The 11542-nt window shown below is 37.9% G+C and carries 8 protein-coding genes; 7 read left to right on the top strand and 1 reads right to left on the bottom strand.

Annotated features, from left to right (window positions below; all coding sequences use genetic code 11):
• Complete coding sequence (locus REI64_RS14745; RefSeq protein WP_308850904.1) at positions 1-885, bottom strand: AraC family transcriptional regulator; 885 nt, start codon at positions 883-885, stop codon at positions 1-3.
• 227 nt (positions 886-1112) lie between these two features.
• On the opposite strand from REI64_RS14745, the gene REI64_RS14740 reads away from it, so the two are divergent.
• The 7 genes from REI64_RS14740 (at position 1113) to REI64_RS14710 (ending at position 11527) form a co-directional block, all read left to right on the top strand.
• Positions 1113-2321, top strand: coding sequence for a sialidase family protein (locus tag REI64_RS14740; RefSeq protein WP_308850903.1), 1209 nt, complete (start codon positions 1113-1115; stop codon positions 2319-2321).
• Between the two features lie 299 nt (positions 2322-2620).
• A complete protein-coding gene (locus REI64_RS14735) occupies positions 2621-2965 on the top strand; it encodes a nuclear transport factor 2 family protein (RefSeq protein ID WP_308850902.1) in 345 nt (114 codons plus the stop codon).
• Positions 2966-3106: 141 nt separating this feature from the next.
• On the top strand, positions 3107-6277 hold the full coding sequence (locus tag REI64_RS14730; protein ID WP_308850901.1) for a SusC/RagA family TonB-linked outer membrane protein: 3171 nt from the start codon (positions 3107-3109) through the stop codon (positions 6275-6277).
• 12 nt (positions 6278-6289) lie between these two features.
• Positions 6290-7762 carry a SusD/RagB family nutrient-binding outer membrane lipoprotein gene (locus tag REI64_RS14725; RefSeq protein WP_308850900.1) on the top strand — a complete coding sequence of 491 codons (1473 nt, stop codon included), beginning with the start codon at positions 6290-6292 and terminating at the stop codon, positions 7760-7762.
• Positions 7763-7780: 18 nt separating this feature from the next.
• Complete coding sequence (locus tag REI64_RS14720; RefSeq protein WP_308850899.1) at positions 7781-9016, top strand: DUF5689 domain-containing protein; 1236 nt, start codon at positions 7781-7783, stop codon at positions 9014-9016.
• A 48-nt stretch (positions 9017-9064) separates the two neighbouring features.
• The gene (locus REI64_RS14715; protein WP_308850898.1) at positions 9065-9640 is read left to right on the top strand and encodes a hypothetical protein; all 576 of its coding nucleotides are present in this window, start codon (positions 9065-9067) and stop codon (positions 9638-9640) included.
• 24 nt (positions 9641-9664) lie between these two features.
• Complete coding sequence (locus REI64_RS14710) at positions 9665-11527, top strand: T9SS type A sorting domain-containing protein (protein WP_308850897.1); 1863 nt, start codon at positions 9665-9667, stop codon at positions 11525-11527.
• Positions 11528-11542 lie beyond the last annotated feature (15 nt).

The raw sequence follows: 11542 nt of genomic DNA, 5'->3' as shown, positions 1-11542 counted from the left end.
TTAAATAAAGACATTTTCATACAGATACTTTCGTTTGTACTCTGCTGGCGTAAGTCCGGTAATGTTTCTAAAGTGACGGTAAAAGTTAGATAAATGATTGAAACCACATTCGTAACAAACTAAATCGGTGGTAGATAGTTTATCCTCTATCAACATTTTTTTAGCCTGATTAATTCTAGTATGTATCAAAAACTCATGAAATGTTTTCTTGGTCATCATTTTAAAGTACCTACAAAACGAGGTTACACTCAGGTTGGCAATTTCCGATATTTCTTCAAGCGTAATCTCTTTTTGATAGTTGGCAACTACATAGTCGTAAACTCTAGTTAATCTGTCTGTATCGTTTTTATTTATACTTATCTTTAATGGACCGGTACATATTGACGTAACCTCTTCACTTTCACTTAAAATTGTCAACATCGAAAGGATGGAAAGGATACGTTTCATCCCGGTAGTTTTAACCGTGTTTTTCATGTGTGCCAATAGTTTCTTTTTTGTGGCACCAGTAATTACCAAACCTTTTTTTGCTCTTTCAAAAAGCACCAATATTTGTTCTGCTTCTGGTTTGTTTAAAAAGTCTTTGCCTAAAAATTCTGGAAGAAAGTGAATGACGATGGCCTCGGCGGTTATGTTGGGATTGTTCTGGAAATATTCCTCATTACATCGCCACATATGAGGTATGTTTTCGCCTAGTAGTAACATTTCACCTGCTTCGAAGCTACTGATGTTGTCTCCGACAAAACGCACACCTTCACCCCTAATGATATAATGGAACTCCAGTTCTGGGTGGTAATGCCAAACAGTCCCGAAATTGGGCAGTACATGTTGTCTGGAAAGGTAAGAGGCCTGCATATTGCCCGGCACCAAATGAAATTTTGGCTTCATACGTAAATTGTTTTGGTTAGCTCTAATTTAGACCATTAATATTAATTATACAATAAAGTAAAGTGCGTATGATTTAGATTTTGTTTTTATTTTGTTGTTTTTCAGATGTTTATTTGTTTTTTGTTTGTTTTTTGATGATAATTTCATGCATATATATGATAATTTTGTGCACTATAAAAAGCGAAATTTAAGAGAGTTTTGAGATAAGTTTTATCTAACCAATAAGTATGAACCCTATCTTAAAAAGCAGTGCGATATCAAAACTGCTACTAATGGCGGTAATTTTTTTTTACGCCGCTACTTCTTCAGCGCAGTATACTACTGATTATGCTTCAGAAACACCAATAATTAATTCAAATCCTTTACCTAAGTATAGTTTGGACAGTTTAGATTATAGCATGACTATCGGTATAGAGCGTACCGCTAAAGGTCGTATTTGGGGTGCATGGGTAGCAGGGGGAGATAATGAAGATGCTTTTTTTGTATTGGCTACTAGCGATAATCAAGGTAAAATATGGTCTAGCCCACGGATGGTGATAGACCCACACGATACCAAATTGCCTGAAAAGAGAAGGGCGCTAGTAGGTACACTTTGGCTTGATCCTCTAAATAGGCTTTGGTTGTTTTTTGATCAGGCTTTAACCTATTTCGACGGTAGGGCAGGCAACTGGTATACCATATGTGAAAACCCAGATGCGGATAACCCAACTTGGTCTGCACCTCAAAGAATTTGGCATGGAGCAACTTTAAATAAGCCTGCAATACTTAAAGATGGTACCTGGGCTTTACCAGTATCGTTATGGGACAGGAAAAAAATAAAGTCTGATCTTTTTAAAACTTCTTATCAAGAATTGGATAGCCTGAGGGGGGCACACTTATTTACTTCTGTTGATAGCGGTAAAACATGGATAAGACAGGGCAAGGTGACTTTTCCAAGCCCACAGTTTGACGAGCATCACATTACAGAACTTACCGATGGTAGGCTGTGGATGACCGCTAGAACAGCTATTGGGATGCACCAAAGCTTTTCTTCTGATAAGGGCAAAACATGGAGTAAACCCGAGTTTTATATGCCACATATCGGTTCTCGACATGTCATCAAAAGATTAAAATCAGGCAAGTTATTATTGATTAAGCATGGGGAGCTTAATGAAAAAACACGCACACGCTCAAAAATGTATGCCTATCTTTCTGATGACGAAGGAAAAACTTGGTACGGTAAGCTATCCATAGATGAGCGTAGAGGTATTTCTTACCCTGATGGTTTTGAAGATCCGAAAGGAAATATCTTCATTTCTTATGACAGAAATAGAGATACAGATGGTCAAATCTTGATGGTAAAATTCACGGAAAAAGATATCGTTAATCAAAAGGTTATTGATATTAAAGATAGGATAGTGATAGCCCAGCCTAGAGGGTTGGATAAAAAACAATAATTATATAAATGAGCGATGGATATTTCATGCTAATTTTTTAGAAGAAAAGGATAATTGCATGGATTTGGTGAACGCCGATTAGTGGGAAATTTGATATAGACAAAGCCACTTCATAAATTGAAAAAGGTATTTGTCGCTAACCAAATGTATTTCTTATGAAAATGTTAAGCTTTTTTGGCATCAAAAGGTTTCTGATAAGTTGCACAAGACCAATCTTGTGTAAAGCTGTATTATTGACATTACTATTTTTAACATTCAAAACGAGCGGCTTTTGCCAAAATGCACAGCTTAATTCAACATTGGAACGTTTTAGAACAGCGTTGGTAAATGCAGATCTAAAAACACTCGAAAATCTTACTTCAGATAAGCTAAGCTATGGTCATTCCAATGGTTTGGTCGAAAACAAGAAACAGTTCATTGAAGCATTTAGCAATGGAACATCGAAATTTACCGCATTAACTTTTACATCACAAGAGGTTTTGGAAGAAGACGAAGTATTTGTGGTAAGAAATATATGGAATTGCAAAACTCACAATAAGGGTGCTCCACCAGATGAATTTAACCTCGCTGTGCTTAGTATCTGGAAGAAAAATAAATCAAACGAAATTATCCTCTTAGCTAGGCAAGCAATTAAACTTAAATAACTCATTTTGTTCTTATCGCTCTTAAAACATTATCTGTATAGATGATAGGGGTTGTTTTTAGCCCAGTATTTTATAAACCAACAAATTATGCATCAAAAAAACTTAAAATATTTATTCCCTTTTAGGAGCTTGTTTTTAAAGATGATGATATTCTTCTGTCTGGTAACGGTTTCAGCATTTTCTTCGCATGCTCAAAAAACCGGAACCATTAAAGGGAAAGTTATCGATAATGAGGGGCAACCTATACCTGGCGCCAGTATAAAAATAACACCCGGTAATAGAAATATCGCTTCTAACAATGCTGGCGAATATAATGCTGTGTTGCCCGAAGGTACCTACACTTTGGTAGTTTCTTATCTATCGTATAAAACCATTACAGAAACAAATGTAAAAGCAGAGGCAGGTAAAATTACAACGAAAAACTTTGCGTTACAGGTAGATGCCATTATACTCGAAGAAAGGGTTGTAGTAACGGCCTTAGGTATCACCCGTGAGGAAAAAAGTTTAGGCTATGCCAATAGGGTGGTTAAAGCAGAAGAGTTGACGGATGCCATTTCTAACAACTGGACAGACGCCCTATCAGGTAAGGTGGCAGGTTTGAACTTGGTGCGTTCTGGTGGTGGTCCAACAGGTTCAAATTCCATTATTTTAAGAGGAGAAAGCAATCTTACTGGAGCAAATGATGCATTAATTGTGGTAGATGGCGTGGTAATTAATCACGGCAGTGGAAGGATGGTGGGAACCGGTGATAACGCTTATGCCAATGCAGATTCGCCTGCAGATTTTGGTAGCGGATTAAATGACATTAACCCAGAAGATATAGAAAGTGTAAACGTATTAAAAGGTCCCGGAGCAGCCGCTTTATACGGTCAACGAGGTGCAAATGGTGCCATCATTATCACTACAAAATCTGGGCAATCTAAAAAAGGAGTAATAGGAGTAACCTTAAATTCGAATTCTTCTATAGAGCAAATTTCCAGATGGCCAGATTGGCAATACGAATACGGACAGGGAACTACTGATACTTACTATTCGTGGGGAACTACCGTTGACGGGGCAACCACCAGAAGTACAAGTGCCGCCTGGGGACCTAAATTTGAAGGGCAATCGTATTATCAGTACGATCCTGCTACCAATGGAAGAGGAGCAGAAAGAACACCTTGGATTGCTTATCCAAATGCGGTGAAAGATTTCTTTGAAGTAGGCAAAACTTTCACCAATTCTATCACCCTTGATGGTGGAAATAAGGACACCAAAATAAGATTTTCGTTAACAAACGTAGATAACGATTGGATTATACCTAATACCGGCTACAAAAGAAATACTGTTTCGTTATCGGCAAGCCATGTGGTTAATGAGAAGCTAAGTATCTCTAGTAAAATAAACTACACCAATAAATGGAGCGATAATTTGCCGTCTACCGGTTACAACAACCAAACCATTATGTACTGGACCATTTTTTGGGTACCTAATGGAAGTTTAGATTGGTTAAAAGATTACTGGGTGCCAGGGCAAGAAGGCATCTTACAACGATATCCATTTAGTCCTAACCCAGACAATCCTTATGTAATAGCCAACGAAATGCTTAATAAAAGCAATAGACATGGAATTACTGGAAATATCAATGCTACTTACAAGTTCACGAAAGATTTCAGTTTGATGGTAAGAACCTCTTTAGATTTTTCTACGGATAAAAGGTCTCAACAACGCCCATTTGATACCGAAAAATTTAAAGAAGGAATGTACAGAACCCAAAATATTTACTCTCAAGAATCTAATTCCGATTTCCTATTTAGATATAACAAAAAGATCAGCAATAAATTTCAAGCCAGTGTATCGGCAGGAGGTAGCCATTTACAAAACAGTTACGTAAGCGATGATATTTTTTCTAATGCCTTGATTTACCCGCAAATATTTACGCTAGCCAATAGTAAAGATGTATTAAGGGTTACGCCGTATAGAAGTCAGTACGTAATCAATAGTTTGTATGGCTTTGCGAACTTTAGCTATAACAATTATCTCTTTTTAGATGTAACTGGGCGTAACGATTGGAATTCTGTTTTAGCAACACCAACCTCTACCGATAATGTCTCATTTTTTTATCCTTCGGTAAACTTAAGTGGCATTGTTTCGGATATGGTGAATTTGCCAAAAGTTATTTCTTACGCAAAAGTTAGAGCTTCGTTTGCAGGCGTGGGAAGCGGAAGAAACATACCGTATCAAACTTTTGTAGGTTATACCCCTGCAGTTTCGTTTCCCGGTGGGCTTTATAATCAAACTAGTTTGGCTAATCCTAACCTAAAGCCCTTATATACTACCAGTATAGAAGTAGGAGCCGATTTAAAATTGTTAAAGAACAGAGCAGGGTTAAGCTTTACCTTATATAAGAGCAATACAAAAAATCAAATATTGGCAGCTGGCCTTGATAGGTCTACAGGCGTAAATACAGCTACTGTAAATTCTGGAGAGGTGATGAACAAAGGCTTAGAAATTGAGGCAGATTATCAACTGCTTAAAAAGCCTAAGGGTTTAAATTGGAAGATATTCTCTACCTACTCGGTAAATATTAATGAGGTACTTTCTTTGACCAATGATTTACCTTCTCTAACCTTACAAACAGGCCCATCATCTTCGGCGGTAGTAGAAGCCAGGGTTGGAGGTAATATGGCCGCATTGTATGGTGTAGGCTATCAACGTTCGCCACAAGGAGAAATTATATTTGAGAATGGCTATCCATTATTAACGACAGACATGGTTTATCTGGGAAACGTTACTCCAAAATGGAAGGCCAGTATAGGGCAGGAGTTTAGGTTCCGTCAGTTTAAGCTTAACATGCTTTTTGATGGACAATATGGCGGAGTAGCTTATTCTACTACCAACGCCGTAAACATGGAGTTTGGTAAATTGAAAAGCTCGTTGCCTGGCCGTGATAACGGAATTATTGGAAAAGGGGTCATTAGAAATTCGGATGGTACTTTTAGACCTAACGATGTGATAGCAGAAAACATCGTCACCTATTACACCGCAATGGGAGCTAGAGCCAACGCTGAAGGAAATACCTACAGCACCAACTTTATAAAATTTAGGGAGGCGAGGCTAGATTATACATTTAACGCAAAGCTCAACAAGAAATTTAAGACGCAAAAATTCACCGTTGGTGTTTATGGTCGAGATCTTTTCATTTGGTCTAGTTGGCCTGCATACGATCCAGAATTTGGAACACTTAACAACGGCACTATTGATAGAGGCTTCGAGGTAGCTCAATTCCCATCAACAAGAACTTTTGGCTTTAATTTTACTATTGGCATTTAAGATATCAGCATCATGAGAAATTATAAAAATTATATAAAAATTGCCTTTTTGCTGGCTGTATTTATCTTGCCATCATGCACTAAGGATTTTAAGGAGTTGGCGGTAAACCCTAATAGCAGTACCTTGGCATTACCGCAAACGCTACTTGCTCCAGCCATTACCGATTTGGTTTCACGCAACATGACCCGAAATCAGCGGGTTAATAATGAGTTGATGCAGGTGCATGTAGATCAGGGAGATACCGAAGGACGTATACATAGGTATGATATTAGACCAACCGAGGCTACAAGTATGTGGAACAATTGGTATCTACAATTGACCAATATCAGGGATATTTATTCTTCCGGCAAAAAAAGAGATGCCATAGGTGAAACACAAGGAAAAACCTACATGGGAATTTCTTTAATTCTAGATGCTTGGGTGATGTCTTTAATCACTGATATGTATGGCAACTGCCCTTATACAGATGCAGCTAAAGCAAAGGAAGGCATTTTTCTTCCAAAATTTGATAAACAAGAAGATATCTATACAGATCTTCTAAGGAAACTTGAAGAAGCAAATACGCTACTAACTATAGGTTCTAATTTACCAGCTGATCAGGTTTCGGCAGATCCGTTGTATAATGGTGTGGCTTTAAATTGGAGGAAATTTGGAAACTCCATCTATCTACGTTTATTGTTAAGAATATCTGCCAAGAAACCTACAGAAGTAGCGGCTAAAATAAAGGAAATAGCAGAAACAAAAGTTTCAACCTATCCGCTTATTGCTTCTAATGCAGAATCGGCAATATTAAAGTGGACAGGTGCCGACCCTTATAGATCGCCTTTTGCGATATGGAGACCAGCGGACTGGGTATCGCCAGGCTATGCCGAGTTTTTTGTGAAGAATTTAATGGATTGGGGCGATCCACGGATTACCAAATGGGCAGATTTATATTTAGGTCAATATGCGGGTATGCCCTCAGGATTTGAAGCGGGTGTGGTGCCGCAACGAAAATCTAAACCTTTACCAGCATTAATGAACGAACCACTTTTAGGAAACGTAATTAACTACGCGGAGGTTCAGTTTATGTTAGCTGAGGCTGCTGTAAGAGGCTACTTTAATGGTAATGCCAAGACTTATTATGATAATGGCATCACCAATGGTATCACTTTGTGGGGACTTACTTTACCAACTGGACACCTTACTAAGCCCGATGTGGTATGGGATGAAACCTTAGGCCTTCCAGGGAAATTAGAAAGAATACATGGACAAAAATATTATGCCTTGTACTACACCGATTTTCAGCAATGGTACGAGTATAGACGCACGGGATATCCAATTTTACCTAAGGGGGCGGGCTTAAGAAATAACGGAGAAATGCCAACCCGTTTAATTTATCCAGTTTATCTATACTCCACAAATAAGCAAAATTTAGATCAAGCTATTGGCCAACAAGGGGCAGATAATATGCTTACAAAAGTTTGGTGGCAAACACCTAATTAATCATCATAAGAGAATATTATGAAGAAGATATATTTATTAGCCTTGTTAACTACAGTAGTATTATTAGGCTGCGATAAAAGAGAATACTATCAAGGAGATCCTAGCTCAATTATAGCAATTTCAGATTTGAAAAAGCTTTTTAAAGGTAGTGATGTCGGCTTGAATAAAACCAACATGAAGGGGGCTTATCAGATTAGAGGAATAGTAATCTCAGAACCTTCGAATGGGAATATTGCACCAGGAGCGTTTATTTTACAAGGTTATAAGAAGGGTGCGGTAAGAGGAATTGGAATAGCTACTAATTCAACTTCAACTACCTATCAATATGGAGATTCTGTGGTGGTAACTATTGATGGCGCAACCCTTAAGAGTGTTAATGGCAGTTTACAGGTAACGGGTGTAGCAGCAGACAAAGTGCAGAAAATATCGGCCAATAATACGGTAAATCCAGTAGAGGTAACGGCTTATATGTTGGATAGTCTGAAAAATAATTATGAATGCACACTGGTTAAAATAAATGCAGCTTATTTTATCAATGCTGCCGATGTCAATCAGCCTTATAAAGGAGATAAAGAGATCTCTGATGGTTCTACAAGAAATATAAAACTGCACACAGAAGAAGGAGCTTCTTTTGCCAACAAGCTAACCAAAGGAAGTGCCACTTTTTTAGGTATTCCAATAGTAGCTAATACGGGAAGTGCTACGGAAATAAAACTATGGCCTCGTTCCGAAAATGATATTTTAAATGAAGCTGGTGCAGTGTATGCAGGCTTTCCAGAATCATTTGAAGGGGCTACTAAAACCTCTTATGCCACAGCTACAGTTACTTTAAATTCAAGGGTTTGGAATTTTGCTAATTCTATGTTAGGGGCTTCATCAACAGATAGAAAACTACCGCCAACATTACAAGCAGTTCGTTTTAATCAGAACTTAACCACTTCTGCTTATTTGCAGATGAACTTTAACTTAACACAAGGAGCGAGTAAGGTAACCTTTACTTATGGCAGTTTTTCTACCGATGCTTCTAGCTCTTTTGAATTGCAGTATTCTATCAATAGTGGTACTTCATGGACCTCCATTGGCAATGTAATTACAGATGCTTCCAGTACTTATAAGTATATCACCTATATGGTAAATATATCAGGTAATGTAAGGTTCAGGATACATAAGCTAGGTTTGGGCACCACAGATAATATCACTGTGTTTAATGGAAGGCTCAACGTAGACAACTTCGCTGTATACGCAAATAATTAGTGATAGTGATATCGAAGAATTGAATTAGAAATTTAAAATAGAAGAAGAATGAGAAAGGTAGTTTTTATTATAAGCTTATGTTTTTGTACAATAGTTGGCTTTGCTCAACAAAAGAATGTTTATCAAGGTTTTCCTGAAACGTTTGAAGAACCAGATCAAGAAACCAAATCTAGTTATGCCAAGAAAAATGTGCTTTTGAAAACAGGTACTTGGGCTTTTGACCAAGTGATTTTAGCCAACTTGAAAGGTAAAGATAGGTTTAACCCAGATGGAAAACAGGGTGTTCGTTTTGCACAGAATAAAAGTATACCGGGCTATTTACAAATGAATTTTGATGTGCCTAATGGTGCTTCTAAAGTTACTTTTCTTTATGGCTCATTTAGAGATGACGCCTCTAGCACTTTCCGTTTAGAGTATTCGGTAAACGGTGGTAAATCATGGAAACAGGTAGGAGAAGATATTAGTGATGCTAATGCGCAAGCAAAAACGGCATCTTTTGATATCGATGTTAAAGGAAAGGTACGTTTTCGCATTCAAAAACTTGGCTTAGGTTCTATGGAAGAAAATCCAAGTATTAAAAATGGCAGATTGTGCGTAGACGATTTCACCATCTATGAAAATTAAATATTCAACCTTAAATAAAATGATATGAAAAGACTTTTACTAATAATGTGTATTGCCTTGTTTAGTGGCAATATTTATAGCCAAGAGCGGTTGTTGGCTTGGCAGTTTAGCGTTGATTCTAGAAATACAACTGGTCAGGAATTAACTCATTTAGCTACTTCACTTCATCCTGCTTTATCAGGATCGATATTAAAAAGAGGAAATGGACTTGCTCCAGCATCCTCTACATTGGCTAGGGCATTTGCAGCGGCTACCAATACAGTAACCATTCCAACTGCAGGCGAAATCCCAACAACACAAGGTGATGCGGAAACAAAAAATAGCTATTTTGAGGTTGAAGTTTCTCCTAGAGTTGGCTTTAAATTAGCATTGTCTGAAATTAGAGTGAATATTAGACGTACGGGAACAGGGCATAACAAATACATTTGGAAATATAGCCTAAATGGAGGAGCATTTACTGAGTTAACCCCGTCAACATACGAAATAGCTCCAAACAACCCAGGCGGTACATTAACAGCAGACCAAACTTTAGATACTGGTACGCCTGTGTATACAAACTTATCGTCTATCCCCGCTTTACAAAACCTAAGTGGTAATGATAAACTGATGCTTAGGCTTTATGTATGGGGTGCTACAGCCTTGGCAGGAACATCGGCTTTTGGTAGAGGTACAGCTAACGATGCTACGTATTTCCCTTTGGCGATACATGGAACAGCAAGTCCTGAGGTGGAAAAGACCCTTCTAGGGTTTGATTTTGCAAATGAAACTGGTTTGCAGGAAACATTTAATGCAACTACCGTTCATAGTAATATCGAGCTTTCTACCTTAACTCGTGGTGCTGGTTTAATTCCTGCTTCAAGTGGTATACGTCATAGTATAGCTTCAAATCTTAAAGATTTTAACGAAACCACCAATAATAGACCTACCTTGAATGAAGCCATTAGCCAAGACGACTATTATCAGGTTACGGTAAAGGCTAAGCCAAATAATATTGTTTCATTATCATCTTTAGATGTTACTTTGAGAAGGAGTTCTATCGGCGCTGTAAATTATCAGTGGAGGTATAGTTTAGATGGCAGTTCGTTTAATGATGTAGTGGGAGGTGCAGGAACAGTACAGTTTGAGGCTACTTTAGGTTTCGCACAACCAAGTGTTAACTTGGCCAATGTTCCACAGCTTCAAAATGTTGCTAGCGGAGCAACGGTTACTTTGCGTTTATATGTATGGGGAGCAACGGGTAGTACTGGGGGCAGTATCTCCATAGGAAGGTATGATAATGTAGGTGGAACCACTACTATTGTTGCCAACAGTTTGGCCATAGGGGGTACAGTTTCTTCTGTAACACCTGTTAAACTCACCTCTTTTACTGCTCAAAACCAAGGTAAATCGGTAGTGTTGAAATGGGCTACTGCATCTGAAACAAATAATTCCCATTTTGACGTGTTGCGCTCTCAAGGCTCAGAATTTAAGGTGATAGGTACTGTTACAGGATCTGGAAATTCCAATACACCAATAAATTATACTTATATCGATACTAATGCTCCTGCTGGTACCTTATACTACCAATTGAAACAGGTAGATTATAATGGAGATCATGAGCTATCAAAAACGGTATCGATAAATAATTTGCAAACTATTGATCAGTTAACAGCTTATACCACCGCAGGGAAAAAAGCCGTTAATGGTAGTTTTTATAGTGATAAAGTAGGCGAAGCCCAATTAGCTGTTATTGATATGAATGGAAAAATCATTGCTAAAAAAACAATGCTTGTAACTACGGGTCAACTAAATCAATTTGAAGTTCCTGTTGAAGCCAGCACAGGTATCTATATCCTTAAATTACAGCTTAAAGGCGAAAGCAAAGCCACAAAATTTGTAATGCAGTAATTAAGCTGATAAATA

It is taken from the genome of Pedobacter sp., assembly GCF_031119335.1.
GTDB lineage: Bacteria > Bacteroidota > Bacteroidia > Sphingobacteriales > Sphingobacteriaceae > Pedobacter.
The sequence above is the reverse complement of the archived record's forward strand: the minus strand, read 5'-3'. Positions and strand labels throughout refer to the sequence as shown.

What these genes read in the sequence shown, in the direction of transcription:
- REI64_RS14740 (WP_308850903.1), top strand. Translation starts at nt 1,113, where the DNA reads ATGAACCCTATCTTAAAAAGCAGTGCGATATCAAAACTGCTACTAATG.
- REI64_RS14715 (WP_308850898.1), top strand. Translation starts at nt 9,065, where the DNA reads ATGAGAAAGGTAGTTTTTATTATAAGCTTATGTTTTTGTACAATAGTT.
- REI64_RS14730 (WP_308850901.1), top strand. Translation starts at nt 3,107, where the DNA reads ATGATGATATTCTTCTGTCTGGTAACGGTTTCAGCATTTTCTTCGCAT.
- REI64_RS14745 (WP_308850904.1), bottom strand. Translation starts at nt 885, where the DNA reads ATGAAGCCAAAATTTCATTTGGTGCCGGGCAATATGCAGGCCTCTTAC.
- REI64_RS14710 (WP_308850897.1), top strand. Translation starts at nt 9,665, where the DNA reads ATGAAAAGACTTTTACTAATAATGTGTATTGCCTTGTTTAGTGGCAAT.
- REI64_RS14725 (WP_308850900.1), top strand. Translation starts at nt 6,290, where the DNA reads ATGAGAAATTATAAAAATTATATAAAAATTGCCTTTTTGCTGGCTGTA.
- REI64_RS14720 (WP_308850899.1), top strand. Translation starts at nt 7,781, where the DNA reads ATGAAGAAGATATATTTATTAGCCTTGTTAACTACAGTAGTATTATTA.